The organism is Microbacterium sp. BE35, assembly GCF_031457705.1.
Taxonomy (GTDB): domain Bacteria; phylum Actinomycetota; class Actinomycetes; order Actinomycetales; family Microbacteriaceae; genus Microbacterium; species Microbacterium trichothecenolyticum.
Genome location: NZ_JAVDXD010000001.1, coordinates 1,410,860 through 1,432,273, shown reverse-complemented (window position 1 = coordinate 1,432,273; position 21,414 = coordinate 1,410,860). Strand labels below are relative to the sequence as shown.

Annotated in this window: 20 protein-coding genes and 2 pseudogenes; 11 read left to right on the top strand and 11 right to left on the bottom strand. The window is 69.1% G+C overall.

The features are described from left to right. The first annotated feature begins 6 nt into the window (after positions 1-6). From J2Y46_RS06280 to J2Y46_RS06255, 6 genes are all read left to right on the top strand, one after another. Positions 7-627 carry a helix-turn-helix domain-containing protein gene (locus tag J2Y46_RS06280; RefSeq protein ID WP_310241040.1) on the top strand — a complete coding sequence of 207 codons (621 nt, stop codon included), beginning with the start codon at positions 7-9 and terminating at the stop codon, positions 625-627. A gap of 129 nt (positions 628-756) precedes the next feature. Beyond that, positions 757-1,731 carry an ABC transporter substrate-binding protein gene (locus tag J2Y46_RS06275; protein ID WP_310241038.1) on the top strand — a complete coding sequence of 325 codons (975 nt, stop codon included), beginning with the start codon at positions 757-759 and terminating at the stop codon, positions 1,729-1,731. 118 nt (positions 1,732-1,849) lie between these two features. Continuing rightward, entirely contained in the window at positions 1,850-2,797 is a 948-nt protein-coding gene (locus J2Y46_RS06270; RefSeq protein WP_310241036.1) for an amino acid ABC transporter permease, read from the top strand. 5 nt (positions 2,798-2,802) lie between these two features. Beyond that, positions 2,803-3,603, top strand: coding sequence for an amino acid ABC transporter ATP-binding protein (locus J2Y46_RS06265; protein ID WP_045296337.1), 801 nt, complete (start codon positions 2,803-2,805; stop codon positions 3,601-3,603). Continuing rightward, on the top strand, positions 3,603-4,796 hold the full coding sequence (locus tag J2Y46_RS06260; RefSeq protein ID WP_045296322.1) for a M20 family metallopeptidase: 1,194 nt from the start codon (positions 3,603-3,605) through the stop codon (positions 4,794-4,796). Before J2Y46_RS06265 ends, J2Y46_RS06260 begins: the two co-directional genes overlap by 1 nt. Further along, positions 4,793-5,686 carry a MurR/RpiR family transcriptional regulator gene (locus J2Y46_RS06255; RefSeq protein ID WP_310241034.1) on the top strand — a complete coding sequence of 298 codons (894 nt, stop codon included), beginning with the start codon at positions 4,793-4,795 and terminating at the stop codon, positions 5,684-5,686. The genes J2Y46_RS06260 and J2Y46_RS06255 overlap by 4 nt, the downstream gene beginning before the upstream one ends. Before the next feature lie 87 nt (positions 5,687-5,773). On the opposite strand, the gene J2Y46_RS06250 is transcribed toward J2Y46_RS06255, so the two are convergent. Next, positions 5,774-7,084 carry a hypothetical protein gene (locus tag J2Y46_RS06250; protein ID WP_310241032.1) on the bottom strand — a complete coding sequence of 437 codons (1,311 nt, stop codon included), beginning with the start codon at positions 7,082-7,084 and terminating at the stop codon, positions 5,774-5,776. A 91-nt stretch (positions 7,085-7,175) separates the two neighbouring features. Here J2Y46_RS06250 and J2Y46_RS06245 point away from each other — a divergent pair, with 91 nt between their 5' ends. After that, the gene (locus tag J2Y46_RS06245) at positions 7,176-7,388 is read left to right on the top strand and encodes a hypothetical protein (RefSeq protein ID WP_157005253.1); all 213 of its coding nucleotides are present in this window, start codon (positions 7,176-7,178) and stop codon (positions 7,386-7,388) included. A gap of 135 nt (positions 7,389-7,523) precedes the next feature. Here the strand turns inward: J2Y46_RS06245 and J2Y46_RS06240 are convergent, their stop codons facing one another. Then, positions 7,524-8,489 carry a hypothetical protein gene (locus J2Y46_RS06240; protein WP_310241030.1) on the bottom strand — a complete coding sequence of 322 codons (966 nt, stop codon included), beginning with the start codon at positions 8,487-8,489 and terminating at the stop codon, positions 7,524-7,526. Between the two features lie 99 nt (positions 8,490-8,588). Here J2Y46_RS06240 and J2Y46_RS06235 point away from each other — a divergent pair, with 99 nt between their 5' ends. Beyond that, entirely contained in the window at positions 8,589-9,083 is a 495-nt protein-coding gene (locus tag J2Y46_RS06235) for a hypothetical protein (protein WP_045296319.1), read from the top strand. 225 nt (positions 9,084-9,308) lie between these two features. Here J2Y46_RS06235 and J2Y46_RS06230 read toward each other — a convergent pair whose 3' ends face one another. The 8 genes and pseudogenes from J2Y46_RS06230 to J2Y46_RS06195 all read right to left on the bottom strand — a co-directional run bounded on the left by J2Y46_RS06230 (position 9,309) and on the right by J2Y46_RS06195 (position 18,248). Continuing rightward, positions 9,309-10,172, bottom strand: a complete 864-nt coding sequence (locus J2Y46_RS06230; protein ID WP_310241028.1) for an SMP-30/gluconolactonase/LRE family protein — start codon at positions 10,170-10,172, stop codon at positions 9,309-9,311. A 157-nt stretch (positions 10,173-10,329) separates the two neighbouring features. Beyond that, positions 10,330-10,740, bottom strand: a complete 411-nt coding sequence (locus J2Y46_RS06225) for a nitroreductase family deazaflavin-dependent oxidoreductase (RefSeq protein ID WP_310241026.1) — start codon at positions 10,738-10,740, stop codon at positions 10,330-10,332. 1,160 nt (positions 10,741-11,900) lie between these two features. Further along, positions 11,901-15,065: pseudogene (locus J2Y46_RS06220) on the bottom strand (efflux RND transporter permease subunit); the annotation flags it as partial. Positions 15,066-15,155: 90 nt separating this feature from the next. Then, a complete protein-coding gene (locus tag J2Y46_RS06215) occupies positions 15,156-15,527 on the bottom strand; it encodes a CrcB family protein (RefSeq protein ID WP_310241024.1) in 372 nt (123 codons plus the stop codon). After that, the gene (locus J2Y46_RS06210; protein WP_310241022.1) at positions 15,524-15,937 is read right to left on the bottom strand and encodes a CrcB family protein; all 414 of its coding nucleotides are present in this window, start codon (positions 15,935-15,937) and stop codon (positions 15,524-15,526) included. Before J2Y46_RS06210 ends, J2Y46_RS06215 begins: the two co-directional genes overlap by 4 nt. Positions 15,938-16,010: 73 nt before the next feature. After that, the gene (locus J2Y46_RS06205; RefSeq protein ID WP_310241020.1) at positions 16,011-16,988 is read right to left on the bottom strand and encodes a DNA topoisomerase IB; all 978 of its coding nucleotides are present in this window, start codon (positions 16,986-16,988) and stop codon (positions 16,011-16,013) included. A 72-nt stretch (positions 16,989-17,060) separates the two neighbouring features. Then, entirely contained in the window at positions 17,061-17,327 is a 267-nt protein-coding gene (locus J2Y46_RS06200; protein WP_045296310.1) for a Rho termination factor N-terminal domain-containing protein, read from the bottom strand. Between the two features lie 36 nt (positions 17,328-17,363). Beyond that, positions 17,364-18,248, bottom strand: a complete 885-nt coding sequence (locus J2Y46_RS06195) for an SDR family oxidoreductase (RefSeq protein ID WP_310241017.1) — start codon at positions 18,246-18,248, stop codon at positions 17,364-17,366. A 215-nt stretch (positions 18,249-18,463) separates the two neighbouring features. Here J2Y46_RS06195 and J2Y46_RS06190 point away from each other — a divergent pair, with 215 nt between their 5' ends. Then, complete coding sequence (locus J2Y46_RS06190; protein ID WP_169748664.1) at positions 18,464-18,628, top strand: hypothetical protein; 165 nt, start codon at positions 18,464-18,466, stop codon at positions 18,626-18,628. A gap of 91 nt (positions 18,629-18,719) precedes the next feature. Here J2Y46_RS06190 and J2Y46_RS06185 read toward each other — a convergent pair whose 3' ends face one another. Beyond that, positions 18,720-19,502 (bottom strand): MerR family transcriptional regulator, encoded by a 783-nt coding sequence (locus J2Y46_RS06185; RefSeq protein WP_310241015.1) that lies wholly within the window; start codon positions 19,500-19,502, stop codon positions 18,720-18,722. A 212-nt stretch (positions 19,503-19,714) separates the two neighbouring features. On the opposite strand from J2Y46_RS06185, the pseudogene J2Y46_RS06180 reads away from it, so the two are divergent. Continuing rightward, positions 19,715-20,587: pseudogene (locus J2Y46_RS06180) on the top strand (DUF4097 family beta strand repeat-containing protein); the annotation flags it as partial. A 173-nt stretch (positions 20,588-20,760) separates the two neighbouring features. Further along, positions 20,761-21,369, top strand: a complete 609-nt coding sequence (locus tag J2Y46_RS06175; RefSeq protein WP_045296305.1) for a PadR family transcriptional regulator — start codon at positions 20,761-20,763, stop codon at positions 21,367-21,369. Positions 21,370-21,414: the final 45 nt, after the last annotated feature.

Sequence of the window (21,414 nt, the reverse complement as noted above, 5' to 3'; positions counted from 1 at the left end):
CAGATCATGTCGACCCCACCGCCTCCGCGGCGACGCGACGCCGTCGCGAAGACCGCCGCGATCGAGCGTGCCGCCATCGATCTCGTGATCGAGCACGGCTACGACTCGGTGACGGTCGACATGATCTGCGCCCGGGCCCACGTCAGCCAGCGCACCTTCTTCAATCACTTCCGGACGAAGGATGCCGCGGTCATCGGCGCCGGTCCTCCATCGATCGACGAGCGGGCGGCACGCGAGTTCATCGTGTCGAGCGGACCGCTTCTGATCGGCGCGGCCGAGCTCATCCGCATCGATCCGGGTGCCATGGCCGCCGATCCCGAGCTCCTCGCCCGTCGCATCCGGGCCGTCGGGACCAGCTCCGCCCTCATGGCGAGGCAGATGGAGCGGCTGGCCGGCCTCGAGCAGGAGCTCGCCGAGATCATCCTGCTACGGCTGCGCACGCAGTTCCCATCAGAGGATGCGTCGCACCTCGCCGTGCAGGCGGAGCTCACGACGCATATCCTCGCGGGAGTCATGCGGTACATCGGGCAGTCCTGGGCCAAGCAGGTCGAGGCGGGCGATGCGCCGCAGATCGACCCCTCCGCCATCGGCGAGGTGCTCTCCGCCACGCTCGCGAAACTGGGGTGACGGCGGCCTCCGAGCCCATGTCACCCTGGAACTTTCGTTACTTGCGTTCGGTTAACTAGACATTTCGTAATGCCTGTTACATGATGGGACCGGCGCTCACCGTCGAGCTCCCACGAGAAAGGTCCACCGATGGCAATCCTCACCCCCCGCCTGCGCCGCGCCAGTCTCGCGACCGCCGCGCTCGCCGCTGCTGGCATCCTCATCGCCGGCTGTACCGCCGCCTCGGGCGCCGACAAGAGCTCCGACGAGGGAGCGTCCGCCGCCCCTGTCGACATCCTGGGCACCGACATCGCCGTCGATGAGGATGCGCGCGCGCTGCTCCCCGCCGACGTCGCCGAGGCCGGCGCCGTCAAGGTCGCGACGGACGCCCCGTACGCACCCTTCGAGATGTTCGTCGAGGAAGGCTCGGAGGAGCTCACGGGCGTCGACGTGCTCCTCGGCCAGGCGATCGGGGCCAAGCTGGGCATCGACTTCGACTTCGCCCAGCAGGGCTTCGACGGCATCATCCCCGCCCTCCAGGCCGGCAACTTCGACGTCGCGATGTCGGCGATGACCTCGAGCGTCGAGCGCATGGATGTGCTGACGTTCGTGGACTACTCGGCGTCGGGAACCGGCATCCTCACCCGCGCCGGCAACCCCGACAAGATCGAGACCTACCTCGACCTGTGCGGAAAGGACGTCGCCGTTCAGACCGCGACGAGCCAGGTCGACCTCGTCAACGAAGTGTGGCAGGCAGACTGCAAGGCCGAAGGCCTCGAGCCCGTGAACCTCAGCGAGTTCCCCTCGGATTCCGACGCCCAGCTCGCGATCACCGCGGGCAAGGCCGTCGCCTCGCTGCTCACGAAGCCCAGCGCCGGGTACGTCGCGAAGACGACGAACGACGGCAAGACCTTCATGGTGGTCGAGGACTCCACCGCCCCGAACGGCTACGATGCGACGCTGAACGGCATCGGGGTGCTCAAGGACGACCAGGAGCTCGCCGAAGCGATCCAGGCGGCACTCCAGAGCCTCATGGATGACGGGACCTACACGGCGATCCTCGGCGAATTCGGCGTGGAGGGCATCGGCATCGACGCAGCGACCATCAACGGCGCCAAGTCCTGAGCCGACTCCGGTGCGGCCGCCGTCGTCGGCGGACGCACCGGTTCACCGCGGAAGCGGCACGCCGTTCCGCAAACCGATCGATCACCCCACCACGAACCTGAACTCACCGAGGAGCATCATGGCCGCACCGTCGCCGCAGGTCGTCACCCCGACCGCGGGGGACGCATCGGAGCCCCGCCGCCCCGCGCCTATCACCGCTGTCCCGCTGCGCCACCCGTGGAGGTGGGTGTCCGGCATCATCGTGGGCCTTGTCGCCGCCTCGCTCGCCCTCGCCTTCGCGCAGAATCCCAACATCGACTGGCCGACCGTCGGCGAGTACCTGTTCGCACCACTGACGCTTCAGGGTCTCGCGACCACGATCTTCCTCACCGTCGCCGCCATGGCGATCGGGCTCGGCGGCGGCATCGTCGTCGCCATCATGCGCCTCTCTCCCAACCCCGTCATGCGGGTGGTGAGCGGTCTGTTCGTCTGGGTGTTCCGTGGCACGCCCGTGCTTCTGCAGCTCATCTTCTGGGGCTTCATCGGGGCTTTCCTGCCGGAGATCGTGCTCGGCATCCCCTTCACCAGCATCGAGTTCTGGTCGGTCGAGACGAGCGACCTGATCCCGGCCACCATCGCCGCCCTCCTCGCACTGGGCCTCAACGAGATGGCCTACGCCTCCGAGATCGTGCGTGCCGGCATCCAGTCCGTCGACCACGGCCAGACCGAGGCGGCGCACTCTCTCGGCATGACGCCGGGGCGGACGATGCGGCGCATCGTGCTGCCGCAGGCCATGCGCGTCATCGTCCCGCCGATGGGCAACGAGGTCATCACGATGCTCAAGACGACGGCCCTCGTGTCGGTGATCGCCGGCCGCGATCTCATGTCGAACCTGCAGGCCGCCTACGCACAGAACTTCAAGATCATCCCGCTGCTCATCGTCGCGGCGATCTGGTACCTCGCGCTCACGAGCATCCTCGCGATCCCGCAGGCATGGCTCGAGCGCCGATTCGGCCGCGGCGTGGCCGGCGCCCGCGAGTCGGCCGTCAGCCGCGTGCTGCGCACCTGGAAGGGCGGAAAGAAGTGACCATCATGCTCCCCACCGAACCCACCGACGCCCTCGCGACCGACACGACCGCGATCATCGATGCGCGCGACGTGCACAAGCGCTTCGGCTCGCTCGAGGTGCTCAAGGGCATCACGCTCCAGGTCGAGCGCGGACAGGTCGCGTGCCTTCTCGGCCCCTCCGGCTCAGGCAAGTCCACGTTCCTGCGCTGCATCAACCACCTCGAGAAGATCGACGCCGGCATGATCCGCGTCGCCGGCCGCACTGTCGGCTACGAGGAGCGCAACGGCAAGCTCTACGAGTTGCGCGAGAAGGATGTCGCGAGCCAGCGCCGGGGCGTCGGCATGGTCTTCCAGCGGTTCAACCTCTTCCCGCACATGACGGCGCTGGAGAACATCATCGAGGCGCCGATGCAGGTGCGCGGCACCTCCCGCGCTGCGGCCAAGGAGCGCGCGGCGGAGCTGCTGAACCGCGTCGGTCTCGGCGACAAGGCCGGCGCTTACCCGAGCGCGCTCTCGGGCGGTCAGCAGCAGCGGATCGCGATCGCCCGCGCCCTCGCGATGGACCCCGAGGTCATGCTCTTCGACGAGCCGACGTCGGCGCTCGACCCCGAGCTCGTCGGCGACGTGCTCGACGTCATGCGCGACCTCGCGGCATCCGGCATGACCATGATCGTCGTGACCCACGAGATCGGCTTCGCCCGCGAGGTCGGCGACGTAGCGGTCTTCATGGACGGCGGCGTCGTGGTCGAGCAGGGTCGCCCGGCGGATGTGCTGGTCAACCCGCGTGAAGCTCGGACCCAGGCGTTCCTCGCCAAGGTGCTGTGATGACGGCCGCTCCACGCGCCGCCGCGCCGCCGTCCGCGGTCGCGCTCCGCGACCTCGCGCAGGCGGCCATGCCCGTCTTCCGGCGCGAGCTCGCCGAGCTTGTCTCAATCGACTCCGGCTCCGACTCGCCGGCCGGTGTCGACGCCGTCGGCGACTGGTGCGCCGCTCGGCTCGCGTCCCTCGGGCTCGACGTCGAGCGGATCCCCACTCCTGCCGTTGCGGGCAGGCGCTTCGGCGGCGTCGTTGTCGGGCGCCTGCGGGGGAGCGGCAGCCGACGCATCCTGCTCTTCGCGCACCTGGACACCGTCTTCGTCGAGGGCACTGCGGCCGCGCGGCCCTATCGGGAGGAGGGCGGGCGGGCGTACGGGCCCGGGGTCTGCGACGACAAGGGCGGCGCGCTGGCCGGGGTCCACGCGGCCGAGCTGCTGATCCACGCCGGCTTCACCGACTTCGCCGAGCTCGTGATCGCGCTGACCCCGGACGAGGAGGTGGGTTCGCCCGCGTCCGGCAGTGTTCTCACCGGGCTCGCGGCGGAAGCGGATGCTGCGCTCTGCCTCGAATGCGCGCGGGAGAACGGCGACCTCGTCGTCGCGCGGAAGGGTGTCGCCGATGTGCGCATCGACATCCGGGGGCGCGCCGCTCACTCCGGGGTCGAGCCGCACCGAGGCCGCAACGCCGCCGTCGAGGCCGCACATCTGCTGCTCGATGTGCAGGCCCTCAACGGCATCCGGCCGGATGTCGCGGTCAACATCGGCGTCGTGAGCGCCGGGGAGCGCACCAACGTCATCCCGGCCGCGGCCCTCCTCTCGGGTGAGGTGCGTTCGACGACACTGGCCGACCTCGAGTGGGCACTCGATGCGATCGAGGAACGCGCAGCAGCGACCGTGATCGACGGCGTCACGGCAGGCGTCGAGCGCCTCGCCGTCTGCCCTCCGCTCGAGACGGGGTCGACGCTCGCACTGTTCGAGAAGGCGATCGCGGCCGGAGAGGAACTCGGCATCGAGCTCTCCGGCGCTGCGACCGGCGGTGTCTCGGACGCCAACTTCGTCGCCGCGACCGGCACGCCGGTCCTCGACGGCCTGGGCCCGATCGGCGGCGACGACCACGCCGAGTCGGAGTGGCTCGACCTCGAGAGCGTTCCTGAGCGACTCGCTCTGCTCGCCGCCCTCGTCGTGCGCATCGCGAGCGAGTGAGCGCGATACTGTCGACTGCGGAGGTGCTCGAGATGGCCGATGCCGGCATTGCGGAATCGATCCGTCGGGGATTGAGCGACTGCTCTCCTGCCGAGCGCAAAGTCGCCCGCGTGCTGCTGGCCGCCTACCCCTCGGCGGGATTCGAGACGGTCGCACGGCTCGCCGACCGCGCGGGGGTGAGCGGGCCGACCGTCCTGCGTTTCGTTCAGCGGCTGGGCTACCGCGGGTTCCCCGACTTCCAGGAGGCACTGCGCCGCGATCTCGATGAGCGCTCGGCCTCGCCGCTGCGGATCCACCAGACCCGGGTTCTCGCCGAGGAGCCGAGCGGGTCGCTCCACAGCCGGGCAGCGGCGATCTCGACGGCCACGCTCCAGCGCACCTTCGACGAGCTCAGCACCCACGACCTCGACCGATGCGTCGAGCTGATCTCGGGAGCATCCGGGTCCGTCGTCATCGCCGGCGGCCGGTACAGCGGGCTGCTCGGACGAATTCTTGCGCTGCACCTCGAGCAGCTCCGCCCACGCGTCCGCATGCTCCCCGACGAGCCGTCCGCGCGCGCGGCGATGATGGCCGACCTCGGTCGGCGCGACGTGCTGGTGCTCTTCGACTACCGGCGCTACGAGGAGCACACGCTGCGGCTCGCCCGCGTGGCCCGCGCCCAGCACACATCAGTCGTGCTCTTCACGGATGCCTGGCTCTCGCCGATCTCGTCGGAGGCCGACGTCGTGCTCACCAGCGAAACGGCGGCGCCTTCCCCCTTCGACGCGCTGACACCGGTCATGGCGCTGATCGAGACCGTTGTGGCGGGATGCTTCGACCGGCTCGGCGACGCGGCCGTGGGCCGCATGGCCCAGGCCGATCAGCTCGCCGGCGAGCTCGGCCTCTACTGAGCGGGTTCAGACCCGCCCCACGGGGCACGCAATGACAGTTGGATGCGCCCGGCCGTCGCAACGGCCGGGCGCATCGCAGTCCGCGGGTCAGTCCGCGTCGGCGATCTCGACGCGGAGGTCGGCGAACGAGACGTGGCCGCCGGACGTGGTCCAGGCGCGTGTGCCCTGGTCGCGGGTCAGGGTCGTCTCGAACCGCGGGTCGGTCTCGTAGGTGACGCCTGTGCCGACACCCGAGGCTGAGGCCACGACGGCCTGGCCGAGGTCGCGCATCGTGTAAGCGCCACCCGCGCCGTCGATGGAGTCCCACAAGTCGGCGACGGGTGCGGCATCCTCACCGCCGGGCTTCACCTTGGTCGCGCCCTTGCCCTTGGCGATCGCGGCGTTGTGGCGCAGGTCGATGCTGTCGCCGGCGTTCGCATAGCTCCAGCGCACGCCCGTGACGGTCTGGTCAGTCCGCACCGCGTTCGACACGTCGATGATCGAGGCGCCGTGCTCGCCGATGACACGTCCCTGCCCCGTCGTGCGGTCGAGGACCACGGCCGTCGTCTCGTCGACGCCGAGCACGTACGGGTGCCCGGTCGCGAGTGCGAGGGTGATCGCCCGGCCCTCCCGGCCCCACGTCGTGAAGTGGCTGTCGAGCAGGACGCCGTCGACGAAGCCGAAGCCGCCGTACGGGAGGTAGCCGAGCGCAGTGGCGTCATCGAGGTAACCGGCGGTCGCACCGTCGCGCCAGGCCTGGTACGACTCTCCGCCCGTGACCATGTCCGCCCCCTGCTGGATCGTGAGTCCGGCGCTGACGCCGGCGACGACCCCGCGGGCGGCGACGCTGCGGATAGCGGTCATGGCCGGCGTGTCGGCGCAGTCGCTGAAGGCCTCGAGTTCGGCGTCCGCGCACTCGAACAGCGTCCGGACGTACCGCATCTGGTCGCCCCCGCCGAAGAAGACGCCCGTGGACGCCGCGATCTCGGCAGCGACGCCGGTGTCGAGGGCCATCGCCGGGGTGTAGCCATCGCCGGCGTAGTCGACAGCCTCGTCGATCGGCACCGAATAGGTCTCGGCCCCGAAGCTCTGGAAGAGGCCCGAGTAGTAGAGGCTGTTCGCCGCCGCGTTGTTCTCGTCGGGGTTCGCGGCCTGCTCCGGCGTCGCGGCGGACGAAGCGGCTGCCGTCACGATCGCGATGCGCGCATGCTGAGGACCCGCGCCGTCGGGGTCGGCGAGGTCGACGATCGCTTGGAGGATCTCGGCGTTCTCCTTGAGGTTGCCACCGATCAGGACGGCGTGCGGGGAGGACTTCTTAGGCGCCTGCACCGGTGGTGCGGCGATCGCGGATGCCGCGGGGACGAGGACCAACGCGGTGCCCAGGGCGAAGGCGCCGAACGCGGAGGAGGGTCGATGCACGGTTTCTCCTTTGAAACATGAGATACAGAATGACTATTATCGCGCACGAATCTAATGCATGTTACAGAACGACGGAAGAGGCTGCGCGATGATGCGACTCGATTCCCTGCTCGATGTCGAAAGCCCCGACGACCCGGCACCGGCCCGCGTCTCCGTGGAGGCGATGCACGCGGTCTCGCCCGAGACCGAGGAGCTCGTGGACGAGGTGCTGCGCTACGCGCGGGAACGGATGCTGTTCGCCGACGGGCGCGTCACCCGATCGCGACATACCACCACAGGAACACACCGAGAACGGCCAGGTTGACGTCCGGGCAGGAGCGCCTTGAGCAGTCGTGATCAGGGCACCGTCGGTGCTGGCCCTACAGGCAGCCTGATACGTGTCAGCTGCTAGGAGCAGCCGCCCACAACGATGGTGCGGACGGCTGCGTACGCTCCGCGCCTACCCACGCTCGTTGTCGAGAGAGCTGAAGTGCTCGTCCGGAGCCTCGGGCGCGATCCGTTCGTAGACGTCCTGCCATCGCAACCATTGGATAGCGAACCAACTGATCCGGTCACCCTCGATCTCATCAGTTGACGCGCGAATCTTGAACCAAGTGGCCAGACTCCACGTCACTTGTCGTCGAAGGGATCGCATCGGCCGCAAGAGTTCAATGACAAGCGTCGCGGCCACCCCCGCGACGAGAGCGCTCCTCGTCGCTGTGACGAGGAGCGTCGGGGTAGTCAACTTGTCCGAGATCCACGAGGTGAGGCCGATTGCGATCGCGCCCGGCAGAGCAATGTTGACCAGCACCTCCAAGATCGGAAGGTCGCGGTTCGTCCTGCCGCGGTACCAAAACACCGCCGCGACAACCATCCATATGCCAGCGCCAATGAGCGCCAGCGCGGCGACCCACACTGAGACGGCCGCCATCGCAACCAGAATCGCGAAGGGGCTTCCTCGCTCGCGAGCACTCTGCATCTGCTCGTCGATTCGCAGTGCTTCCTGGATCGCGACAAGACCGCAGGCGATTGACGATAGCCCGAGCCCGAAGCCGCTGGCTGAAACAAAAGCGGCCGTCGCACTGGTTCCTTCAAATCCAGTCACGGCGGCGGCCGCCACTAGTACTCCGGCCAGGACCAGAGCAGCACCTTGGAGATCCGCGGGAACGAGAAAACAACCGACGCCACAGACCAGTGCGGCGCTCCAGTAGATTACGCGAAGGGTTCGCGCTCTCGGAGCTCGGGCGGGTACGCGAATACTCGCCGCGACGGCGGCGACGATCAGAGATGAGACTCCAACGACTACTAGCCACGGAATGGAGAGCACGGTCAGGAGAACTGCCGCAACGTTTGCGAGCCCGAAGAAGCCGAGGGCGACGCCATACCTGCGAACAAACGACGCACGTTTCTGGTCACCAGCCTCCACGGGTAGATAATGACACCATTCAGAGTTCGCGAACGATCGGCGCAGCACACAATTCGCTCCGCGGCACGGCTCATTGCTCTCGCGACCAACGAATTGCCGATGGAGGTCACTCAGGACCGCGAACTCGGTGGTGTGGCGTTGCGAGCGGAGATTGACGACAACCGCGCCGCCACGATCGGCCTGCTGCCCCAGCGCAAGTGGGCGACACGGATCGATCTGCCAGGATTCTCCGAGATCATGCCGAATCCTGGGCTTCCTCGGCGACTGCCGGCTGACGCGATCCTGGTTTCGCTGCTCGGCGACCTTGCCCGTATCGGCAGTTCAGGCGGCGTGGATGATGACGGCGAACTAAGCATCCCTCGCGAAGGCGAGTATGAGACGTGGCCCACTCGGAGGGCGCGGACCTATGTCGCCCTCACTCTCCTCGCGCTGGTCGCCACCGAACGCATCCCCTCGATGATGTCCAACGGGCGCCTATGGGCACGCGACATCGCGGTCGTGGAGCTTCGTGGCCTCCTCGGCACTCATGCAGGCTTACGCAGACTCCTCACGCGACAATTGGCACAGGAGCGAACCCGCCCCGCGCCTCGCTAACCCATGACGTTGCCCTGAACGCGCGCCCACCGGAGCGGTCGTTGCGTCCACTCGATGTGTAGCGGCCAGGGAGGCGTCCGCAAGCCGGTCCCCGACCGTGCGACTTCGTCCTTGGAGATGGCCGACGACCGCCGTCTGTGACCAGCCCAGGGATCAGATATCCGCCGACGTGCCAGGTCGCCCCCACCACGACGATCCGCATGCTGGACCTCCCGGTCCTCGGCGTTACGGGTTGATGTGGATGCGGTAGAGGCTGGTGGATGCGGTGATGTAGAGCGTCGTACCGTCCTCGCCTCCGAAGCAGACATTGGACACGATCTCGGGAACGGGGATCGCGCCGACACGGACACCCTCCGCATCGAAGACGACGACGCCGGTGGCGCTGGATGCCCAGACGCGCCCGCGGGCGTCGACGCGCAGGCCGTCGCACACTCCGTCGCCGATCAGCGCGAAGGTCTCTCCCTGATCGCATGCGCCGTCGCGCACGCGGTAGCGGCGGATGTGGCGCGGGACGCCCAGCTGCGTGGCCCCTGCCGTGTCCGACACGTAGAGGACCGTCTCATCCGGTGAGAACGCGAGGCCGTTCGGATGCACCATATCGGTGATCACCGGCCGCAGCTCTCCCATCCGCTCGTCGAAGCGGAACACGAAGCATCCTTCGTACTCGGGCGCCGCGGCGTGTCCTTCGTGATCGGAAAGGATGCCGTAGGGCGGATCGGTGAACCAGATCGCGCCGTCCGAAGCGACCACCACGTCGTTCGGCGAATTGAAGCGCACGCCGTCCCACCGATCGACGATCGGCGTCACGACCCCGTCGACGTCGCGCTCGATCCGGCGCAGTCCGTGTGAGCACTGCACGACCCGACCCTCGAGATCGAGGGTCCGACCGTTCGTGAACTCGACTCCGGCTCGATACACGTCTACGCGGCCGGTCGCGGCGTCGAACTGCAGGATCCTGTCGTTCGGGATATCGCTGCAGCGCACGGCTCCAGCATCCGGGAGCCAGACCGGTCCCTCGGCCCACGCCATACCGGTGTACAGGCGCTCCAGCTGTGCACCCGGCTGAATCAGAGGCGTGGTCTCGGTCATTCCAGTGTCAACTGTGTCATGTTGCTACCGAACGCGCCGACGGGCCTGCGGATCCTCGGAGCCGAAACCGCGTCGGGGTGCGCGGCGTCGTCGATGAGGTCGTCCGGCCGGTCGCGGGGCCCCAAAGGGGGTCCCTCAGAGTTCTTTGGGGATGCGGTCAGGCGGCGGGCGGGGTAGCCGGAGTCAGCACGATGAGCGGACTGTGCGCGATCATCTCGTCGACATCGTCTCTGCGCCATCGGCGTGCGGCGGCCTCGATGAGCGGCCGCGCTTCGTGGGGATCGGTGATGACCCGTGCCGTGGCAGGGACGTCGGCGTGGATGCCCTGCTTCAAATGCACGATGACGTGGGGGTCTGCGGTGATGTTGTGTATCCAGTCCCTTGTGCGGTCTCGACGCGGCATCCCTGTGATGAACAGCACGCCGTCCTCATCGTGCAGGAAGATCTCGATGCGGCGAGGTAGCCCGCTACGGCGCCCGGTCGTCGTCAGGTCGATGAGCTGACTTCGGTGCAGGGCCGTGGTGACGTCGTTGTTCACACCTGTTGAAGCAATCTCGCTGCGGCACACATTCCACACGATCGGTGAGACATTCCGGGCGTAACGCTGATGGCCAACGTCCCCGGCAGCAAAGCCAGGTCGGTCGCCAGCGGGTCGTTGGGCGCTTGATCGCCGGGCGTAAGCCGGTCCTCCAGCGTGCGCGCGCCATAGGACTCGCCCGTCGTCTGGGAACGCGGCGGCTCTGGTGCACGATGACCCAGCCGGTGAAAACGCCCGCGTGGCCGCCCTATTCGCGCGGCCACGCGGAGAGTGTCGCAGCCGCAATCGGGCTAGGACGCCGTCCCGTGTCAGTGGTCGTCGCGGGGACGCTCCTCGCCGTTCTCGGGCGCGTCGGACTCGTCTCCAGCAGGTGACATCTCGCCGGCGTGCGGCTCCGGCTCGTCGGCCGCGACGTCGGCCTGATCAGGCCCCGTAGCGGTGCCACCGTCTTCCGCGGAGTGCTCGGCGGACGCCGGCGACTCCCCCGACTCCGGCTCAATGCTCGTTTCATCCGGAGCGCCACTCGTGGCCTCGGTCTCGGATTCGACGTCACTCGTCGCGTTGCCGGCTTCGCCCGACTCCGTGACGGGCTCGGGCTCGGGCTCGGCGAGGGTCTCCGACTCATCAGGCGTCTCCGCCGGGGCGTCATCCGTCACGCCGGGCGTGGAGTCCGAGGCCCGGGCCGCCTCGTCTGCGAGCTCATCGCGATCCCCCGAATCCGTGCTCGCCGGCGCCGGAGTGTCGTCCGACACCTCGACATCTGGCGCCTGTGCGGCTCCAGGCTCAGACACAGCCGGCTCCTCAGCGTCCGCGACCTCCGGAGCGGACGCCACATCGGGCTCCCCCGCCCAGGGCTCGGCAGCGGGCTCGGCAGCGGGCTCGGCCTCAGGCGCAGCAACCTCGGCTGCGAACTCGGCCTCCGGCGCGACACCCTCCGCTGCGGACTCGGCCTCGATAGGTGCAGGCGTCGAGTCCGACACCTCGATGTCGGGGCCTTCCTCGATCTCGGGCACAGCGACCTCGGAGGTCTCGGCCGCGACCGAGCCGCCCACCGCACGCTGGCGACGCTGCCGCCGGGTCTCGAACGCCGCAGCGCCCGCAGCCCCGGTAGCACCGACGGCACCCGAACCCGCAACCTCACCCGAAGCCTCGGCACCAGCAGCACCCCCACCGGCGCCCACGAGCACACCCGCGGCCGCAGCATCCGACTCGCCATCCGGTCCATCGCCCTCGGGACCCGAGCCGCCGTCGCCACCGCCGTCACCCTCGTCGCGGCGGCGCCGGCGCTCAGCGCGCCGCTCCTTCGCGCCCTCGACGAGGTTGTACAGGGTCGGGAGCACGAGCAGCGTCAGCACGGTCGACGACACGAGGCCGCCGATGACGACGATCGCAAGGGGCTGCGAGATGAAGCCGCCCTGGCCGGTGATGCCGAGCGCCATGGGCGTGAGCGCGAAGATCGTCGCCAGCGCCGTCATCAGGATCGGGCGGAGACGTCGCGAGCCACCGGCGACGGTGGCGTCGTGGGCGGTCAGGCCCTTCTCGCGGTACTGGTTCACGAGGTCGACGAGCACGATCGCGTTCGTCACGACGATGCCGATCAGCATCAGCACGCCGATGAGCGATGCGACGCCGAGCGGAACGCCCGTGATGATCTGCAGCAGGATCGCGCCGGTCGCCGCGAACGGCACCGACACGAGCAGCAGCAGCGGCTGGCGCAGCGACTTGAAGGTCGCGACCATCACGATGTAGACGATCAGGATCGCCGCGAGCAGCGCGAGGCCGAGCTGCGAGAAGGCATCCTGCTGCTGGGTCACGACACCACCGAGCGTGGCGTCAGCCGCCGACGGCAGTTCGGCGTCGGCGAGGGCCGTCGTCACCGATGCCGTCGCCGTCTGCAGGTTGTCGGTCGACGGAGTCACGGTGACGGTCGACGTGCGCTGGCCGCCCTCGGTGGTGATCGAGGTGGGGCCTTCGCTCTCTTCGACGGTCGCGACCTGCTCGAGCGGGATCGGGCCGGTGGCGCTCGGCACCTGCAGCTGCCGCAGGTCGTCGAGCGACGCGGGCGTCTCGGACGCCGCGAGGTACACCGTGAGCGACGTGTCGTCGATCTCGACGGTGCCGATCGACTGCGGCTGCATCGTGTTCGACACCAGCGCGCCGACCGCGACCTCCGAGAGGCCGAGCTCCGCGGCCTTGTCGCGGTCCACCGTCACGGCGATGTACGGCAGCGAGGCCGACAGGTTGCTCGTGACCTGGCCCACGCCGACGGCGCCCTCGACGGCCGAGATGACAGCATCCGTCGCGTCCTGCAGGGTCGAGGAATCGGGAGCGGTGACGTCGATCGCGATGTCGGTGGAGCCGAAGCCGCCGCCACCCGCGGCGACGGTGATCTCGCCGGCATCGTCGAGATCGGCGACCGCGCCCTGAACCTCTTCGCGCAGCGCCACCTGGTCGACGCCGGGGTCGGTCGTGATCGAGTACGTGATGCCGCTGCCGCCGCCCGAGAAGGCGTCGCGGAGGGCCGAACCGCTCGAGCCGATCGACACCTGCACGGTCTCGATGCCGTCGATGCCGAGGAGCACCTCCTCGACCTGCTCGGCTGCGGCGCTCTCGGCTTCGAGCGAGGGGGCGGGGCCGATGTCCTGCGTCATCGTGAAGGTGTTCTGTCCCGAGTCGCCCAGGAAGTTCGTCTTCATGAAGGGAGCGGCGGCGATCGTGCCGACGAGCACCAGCACGGCGAGCACGAGGGTGATCCACGAGTGGCGGAGGGTCCAGCGGAGGATCGGCAGGTACGACTTCTGCAGGCGGCTCGGCGGCGCGGCCGGGTCCTCCGGATCGACCGCGACGCCCTCGGCGTCGAGGATCGGCTTGCCGGGCTTGAGGAACCAGTACGCGAGCACCGGAACGATGGTGAGCGCGACGAACAGCGACGCGGTCATCGCGATCGTCACGGTCATCGCGAACGGACGGAACAGCTCGCCCGTGACATCGCCGACGAACGCGATCGGCAGGAACACCGCGACCGTCACGATCGTCGACGCCGTGATGGCCGACGCCACCTCGCGCACCGCGCGACGGATCGAGTCGCCCTTGTCTGCGTCGCCGACGTAATGCCTCTTGATGTTCTCGATGACGACGATGGAGTCGTCGACCACACGCCCGATCGCGATCGTGATCGCGCCGAGGGTCAGGATGTTGAGCGAGTAGCCGAACGCCTGCAGACCGATGAACGTGATGAGGATGCTGGTCGGGATCGAGATCGCCGCGACGAGGGTCGAGCGCACCGACAGCAGGAAGATGAAGATCACGATCACCGCGAAGACGAGGCCGAGCAGGCCTTCCTTCGCGAGGGTGTCGATGGACTCCTGGATGTACGGCGCCTGGTCGAACACGACCGTGAACTCGGCGCCGTCGAGCGAGTCCTCGAGGTCGGGCAGCACCGCGAGCACGCCGCGCGACACATCCACCGTGTTGGCGGCGGGCAGCTTCGTGACCGCGATCGTGAGCGCAGGCTCGCCGTTCACGCGCGAGATGGTCGTGACCGGATCGGCCTCCTCTTCGACGGTCGAGACGTCGCCGATGGTCTTCGGGCCCGCGACGAACTGGTCGGCCGTCGACGGCACGAGCGGCAGAGCCGCGATCTCGTCGACCGACGAGATCTTCGCGCCGGTCTGCACCGTCAGCGTCTCGTCGCCCTCGGTGATCTCGCCGCCGGGGAACAGCACGCCGTTCTGGTCGAGCGCATCGCGGATCGCCTGCTGCGTATAGCCCGCCTCGGCGAGCTTCGCCTGGTCGGGGGTGATCGTCACGCGCTGGCCCACGCCGCCGACGATCTGCGCGGCGTTGACGCCCGCGACATCCTCGAGATCCGGGATGACGGATGCCTCGAGCTGCGCTTGGATCGTCGCCTCGTCGTCGTAGCCGGTCACGGCGAGCTGGATCACCGGGAAGTCGTCGATGCTCGCCGAGATGACGCTCGGCTCGACGCCGGTCGGCAGCTGCGACTTGATGCGGTTGATCGCCTGCGTCATCTTCTGCTCGGCGGTCGCGAGGTCGGTGCCGTAGGTGAAGGACGCCTGCACGATCGAGGCGTTCGTCGTGCTCGTCGCACTCGTCGACTCGAGCCCGGAAACTCCCTGGATGGCGGTCTCGATCGGCACCGACACGTCGTTGCTCACCACCTCGGGCGACGCGCCAGGGTACGTCGAGACGACGATGAGCGCAGGGAACTCGATCGAGGGGATCAGTTCCTGCTTGAGGTTCGTGAGCGCGAGCCCGCCGAAGATGGCGGCGACGATCGTGATCAGCGCGATGAGCGCGCGGTTCTTGAGACTCAGAACGGCGAGGTTCGACACACGGAGGCCTTCGCTGGTGAGGTGATGCAGGGGGAGGGCGCGAGCCCGCTCGATACGGAGATGTATCGGTTTCAGTATTTCATGCGGCTCTCATGAGAACGCTCTCCCGAGCAGCAGCCCCAGTCCTGCCGCGATGGCGGCGAGCGCGAGCGTGCCGAAGAGGTTGAGGGCGGCGTGGCGTCGGCGCTTCCGCTGGGCGAGCAGCACGGTCTCGACCGAGACCGTGCTGAAGGTCGTGTACCCGCCGAGCAGACCGAGCCCGAGCACGAGCGAGAGCTCGGGGGCGATCGCCGTGCCGAGCCCGGTGATCACGCCGAGCACGAACGAGCCCGACACGTTCACCACGAGGATCCCGATGGGGAACCGCGCGCCTCCCGCCGGCGTCGACCACCGGTCGACGACATACCGCAGCCCCGCTCCGATACCGCCCGCAAGCGCGGCGACCAGCAACCACGGGCTCACTCGGCGTCCTCGGGGTACTCGACCTCGCCCGGCCGGTCGGCGATCCGGCGCCCGATGAACAGTCCGACGATCGCGCCGATGACACCCGCGATGACGGATGCTGCCGCCAGCCCCGCCGCGAGCCACGGCGTCGTGACCCACAGAGCCGTGGCCACCGCGAACGCGCTGTACGTGGTGAAGCCGCCCATGATCCCCGTCCCGAGGAACGAGCGCAGCACCGGCCGCCGGTCGTCGAGCCAGCCGACGACGATCCCCAGGATGAGGGACCCGACCACGTTGATCCCGAGCGTCACCCACGGCACGGCCGTCGGGTCGGTCACGGGGTCGAGCACGAGCGCCCTGGCGAGGACGCCGATCGCGCCGCCCGCCACCGTCACCCCGAGGATCCGGGGATCGACGGGCTGCGGCATCCCTTCACGGTACTCGCCCGACGATCGCGGATACCCGGAGCGTTTCGTCTTCGCGCGCCAGAGCGCGCTCCGCTCAACGACCGGTGGTTCCCGGCCGCAGCAGCCCGCGGATCGCGGACTCCGGCGTGATCGACAGGTCGAGCAGGTTTCCCTCGCGGTACCTCGTGAACACGCGCGGGTCGATGTAGGAACCGCGCGCGACCGCCGGCGTGTTGCCGAGGGCCTCGGCCGTCGCCCGCACCGCGAGCACCTCGGCGCGCTTGCGGTCGGTCTTGGTGTCGACGGTGCCGATGCGCGCGAGCGCCTCGGCGGCGAGGATCGTGCCGCGCAGCGTGCGGAAGTCCTTCGCGGTGAACTTGCCGCCCGTGAGCGCCCGCACGTACGCGTTCACCTCCGCCGGGGTCAGCGCGACGCGGCGTCCACCGCGCTGCCACGCGAGCAGCGGCGAGCGCGGCCGGCCCGCGGCCAGGATCTCCATCGCGGCGGCGAGGTCGGCGTCCTCGAGCTCGAGCACCTGGTGCTTGCCGCTCTTGCCAGGAAACGCGAAGGAGACGACGGGCGCCTCGACCGAGACATCACGTCGCTGCAGCGTCGTGAGGCCCCGGCTGCCGTGCGCGGCGAGATAGCGCTCCGAGCCGATGCGCGGCGCCGCGTCGTCGAGCAGGCGGAACGCGACCGCCAGCACCCGCTCGCGGTCGAGGGCCTCGCGCCGGATCGACGTGGTGACGCGTGCTCGGGCGCGCGGCAAGGCCTCGGCGAGCGCGAGCGACCGCGCGAACTTGCCACGGTCGCGGCCCGCGGTCCAGTCGGGGTGGTAGACGTACTGCCGGCGCCCGGCGTCGTCGACGCCCACGGCCTGGATGTGCGCGTCGGGGCGCGTGCTGATCCACACGTCCTGCCACGCGGGCGGGATCACCAGGCCGTGTATCCGGTCCAGGTGCCGGGGCGCGGGCGCGCGACCCTTCGCGTCGAGATACCGGAAGCCCGTCCCGGCCCGCAGCCGACGGAAGCCGGGGTCCTCGTAGGGACGGACGCGCGCGAGCTTCGGCATCCGTTCACGCTACCGGGGTCGCGGGGTCGGCCGACGGGCGTGGGGGACCCGGCGACCGGATCTCCCCCGCGGTCAGTGGTTGCGGATCATCGAGATCAGCTCGGACTTCCTCTTGCTCGAGTAGCCCTTCAACCCCAGCTCCTTCGCGCGCTTGCGCAGCTCGGGAACTGTGCGGTCGTCGTAGTCCTTCGCGTTCGCACCGCGTCTGCCCACCGTCTTTCGGCCCTGTGCCGCCGCGGCATTCGAGATGCGCGCGGCCTTCTCCTTCGAGGCGCCGTCCTTGCGGAGCTCCTCGTACATCTCGCGGTCCTTGAGGGTCGATCCGCGTCGTCCTGGCATGGCTTCCTCCTTCGTTCACCGCCGCGAAGGCGGGTTTCACAGGCCCTTCCCTCCGGTCACGGGCAGGATCGCGCCCGACGTGAACGACGCGTCGTCGCTCGCGAGGTACACGTAGGCGCCGGCCAGCTCGGCGGGCTGACCCGCGCGGCCCAGCGGCGTGTCCTGTCCGAAGGTCGCGAGGCGCTCGGCATCCCATCCCGTCGCGGGGATGAGGGGGGTCCAGATCGGCCCCGGCGCGACGCCGTTCACGCGGATGCCGTTCGGTCCGAGATCCTCGGCGAGCGCCTTGATGAAAGCGACCTGCGCCGCCTTGGTCATCGCGTAGTCGATGAGCGAGGGCGACGGGTTGAACGCCTGGATCGACGTCGTGACGATGATCGACGACCCGGGCTTCAGGTGCGGGATCGCGGCGCGCGCGGTGAACATCTGCGCGTACAGGTTGGTGCGGAACACGCGGTCCATCTCCGCGGTCTCGAGGGTCGCGAGGCTGTCGCGGTCCTTCTGGTACGCCGCATTGAGCACGAGCACGTCGAGTCCGCCGAGCTCGTCGACGGTGCGCCGGACGATCTCGGCGCAGAAGTCCTCGTCGCGCAGGTCGCCCTTCAGCGGCAGCGCCCGCGCGCCGGCCTCGGTGATCCAGCGCGCGGTGTCGTCGGCGTCCTCCTGCTCTTCGGGCATATGGGTCAGCGCGACGTCCGCACCCTCGCGGGCGAACGCGATCGCGACCGCGCGGCCGATGCCGGAGTCGCCGCCGGTGATGAGAGCACGGCGTTCGGACAGGCGCTGCGCGCCCTGATACGAGCGTTCCCCGTGGTCGGGCGTGGGACGCGTGTCGTCGGTGAGGCCCGGCTGCTCCTGGTGCTGCGCCGGGAAGCCGTCCTCGCGGTGAGCGGTCGTCGGATCGGTCGCGGATGTGCTCATACCCGCGAAGTTACGTACGCGGCCTGGAACGCTCACGGGGGTTGACAGCACCCGTCGGATCGCCCTACGCACAGAGCCGGTGGGCCCGGCGTATCACCGGCGAACGAGGGTCGTCAAGCCCCTACGGACCCCGCCCCTCGGGTGCCACTGTCGAGATGTGCCCACGAGGCATCCGATGCATCACATGCATCGACGAAGCAGAAGGAGAGCCTCCTATGAACCTCGCCCTGATCATCATCATCGTCGTCGCGATCGTGCTCGCGATCGTCGGCGGCCTCAACTCGGCGCTGAGCTGGCTGCTGTGGGTTGCCATCATCGTCGGCGTCATCGCCTTGATCGCCTTCCTGTTCCGAGTGATCAGCGGGAACCGCAGCACCTGACACCTGCACCCCACCGGATCAGAGGACGGACGGATGCCGCGGCCATTGCTGGCCGCGGCATCCGTCTGTCCTGCGGGGACATGCACCCGGGCTACAGGTTCGCGTCGGCGTAGACGCGGAGCGCGTCGCGCACGAACTCCGCGCCGTGCGTGCCGCCCTGGCTCGTCGCGTAGTTCGCGCCGAACCGCGGGTCGGCGACGTACATCTCGCCGAGGCCGATCACGTAGCCCTTCACGTCGCCGCCGGGCGCTGCCGCCGGGGTTCCGGGGATGCCCGTCAGCCACTCGACGTGCCGCTTCGCGACCGCCTGGGCCTCATCGCTGTCGGGGGCGATCCCGGATTCCGCGGCGGCGATCCAGTCGCGGCCGAGGTCTGAGACCCGCTGCTGCCACGCCGCCTTCTCATCAGCGCTCATCGAGCGCCACCAGCGGTCGCTGTCGGCGTACGCCTTCTTCCCCCAGCGCTGTTCGACCTCGTCCTTGTACTGCGTGTGGTCGAAGCCGTCGAACATGTTCTCTGCCATCAGTCGTTCACCTCCTCTCACTGCACTGATCGTGTTCTCGACCGACGCGATCTGCCGCGCCAGCCTGTCCTGCTCCTGCCGGAGCCATGCAAGGTGCGCCTCGAGGGCGGGCACCTCGCCCGTCTCCCGCTCGATCACCGCGGCGATCTGCGGCAGCCCGAGTCCGAGCTCGCGCAGCAGCAGGATGCGCTGCAGCCGCACGAGCGCGGCCTGGCCGTAGTACCGATAGCCGTTGTGGCCGACGCTCGACGGCGCGAGCAGGCCGATGTCGTCGTAGTGGCGGAGTGTGCGGCTCGTCGTGCCGGCGAGCTTCGCGATCTGCTGGATCGACCACTCCTGCCCCTCTTCCATGACGCCCTCCCCTCTCTCGTCTCATCGTCGGGTCGTCGTGTGGACCACGCTAAAGGTTGACGTTGCGTCAATGTCAAGGGGCGGTACCCGTCTCCTCTAGGTCCATTCGCAGCCTCACGCTTGACATACACGCGATATATCGTGTTACTCTCTCATCACGCGATATATCGCGATACGGATCAACCCCTAGAACTACCGCAGGAGAAGCAGTCATGACCCTGGAGAAGTGGATCATCCACCCGGGCGAGACGCGCGTCATCGACATCGAAGACGTGCGCACGCTCAAGATCGGCCTCGTCGGCGGACAGGTCGACGTGATCGCCCACGACGAGCCCGGCATCCGCATCGAAGTGCACGACGTCACCGTCAAGGACCTCCGCATCGAGGTCGCCGACGACCACGTCGAGATCGACCACCCGCAGCTGCGCTGGGACAACTTCCTCGAGGTGTTCCGCAACTTCGGCACCTCCGGCCCGAAGGCCGAGATCAGCGTCGCGGTCCCCCGCGACGTGGCGCTCACCCTGGGCGTCGTCAGCGCCAGCGCCCTCGTCTCGGGCCTCAAGGCCAACGCCTCGCTCAACACCGTGTCGGGCGACATCATCGTCGACGGCATCACCGGCGACGTCTCGGTCAACGCCGTCTCGGGCGACGTGCAGGTGCGCGAGCTCGTCGGAGCCCTCAGCGCCAACAGCGTCTCGGGCGATGTCGCCGCCACCGGAACCCTCCGCAAGGCCACGATCGACACCGTCTCGGGCGCAGCGCTCGTCGACTCGACGGGCGACATCCTCTCGGTCGGCCTCAACACCGTCAGCGGCAGCTCGACCGTGCGCCTCGACGAGGGCCACCCGGCCAACTACGTCATCCGCAGCGTCAGCGGCCGCGTGCAGGTGGACGGCGTCGTGCGCTCCGGCAACGGCACCGGCCCGACCACCAACTACGCCGGCTCGGTCGGCGAGCTCAGCGGCAGCTTCGCCGACGTGCGCGCCCACAGCGTCTCGGGCGACATCACCGTGCTGCGCCGCGCGGCTTCTCCGGTGACGGATGCTGCACCCCCCGCGTCCGTCGACGCCCACGCGTCGGCTTCGGCCGAGGCATCGGCTCCGGCCGCGGCTTCGGCCGATGCTTGGGCTCCGGCTCCGGCCGAGGCATCGGCTCCGGCTTCGACGGCGCCCGAGGCGGCGGCCCCTGACGCCGGCGTCGATGAAGCGGCCGCCGGCGACTCGGCGGCCCGCTTCGACCAGGAAGGTCTGTGAACCAAATGACCCCGGTCTTCTCGCACGGCGATCTTCGCCTGTACCTGCTGAACCTGCTCGATGAAGGGCCGCGTCACGGCTACGACATCATGCAGGCCCTGTCGGACCGCACCGGGGGCACCTACACCCCCAGCGCCGGCACCATCTATCCGCGTCTGGCGAAGCTCGAAGAAGAGGGCCTCGTGACCAAGACCGTTGACGGACGCAAGACCGTCTACGCCATCACGGAGGCCGGCCACGCCGAGGTCCAGTCGCGCGCGGGCGAGCTCGAGGGCATCGAGGCCGGCCTCGCCGATTCGGTGAGACTCATCGCCGACGAGGTGCGCGGGAGCGTCCGCGAGGCGATGAAGAGCCTCCGCGCCGACCTCGCCGCCGCGTCCCGCGACGAACGCCAGTCCACGCCGCAGCCCTCCCGCGAGGACGACCCCCGCGTGCGCAGCCGCGAGCAGGTGCAGCGCGTCGACGCCCTCGTGAACGAGTTCCGCGCCAACGTGCGCGGCGACGTCCGCGTCCACGTCGCCCGCGGCGGCGAGCTCGCCGCGTCGATCGTCGACCAGCTCGCGACGGAGCTCGACCGCGTGGCCCGCGACGTGACACGCGCGCTGCGCGGCTGAGCCGCAGCATCCCTCAGTCGAACGCCCTGAGCCTCCTCGGAAGCT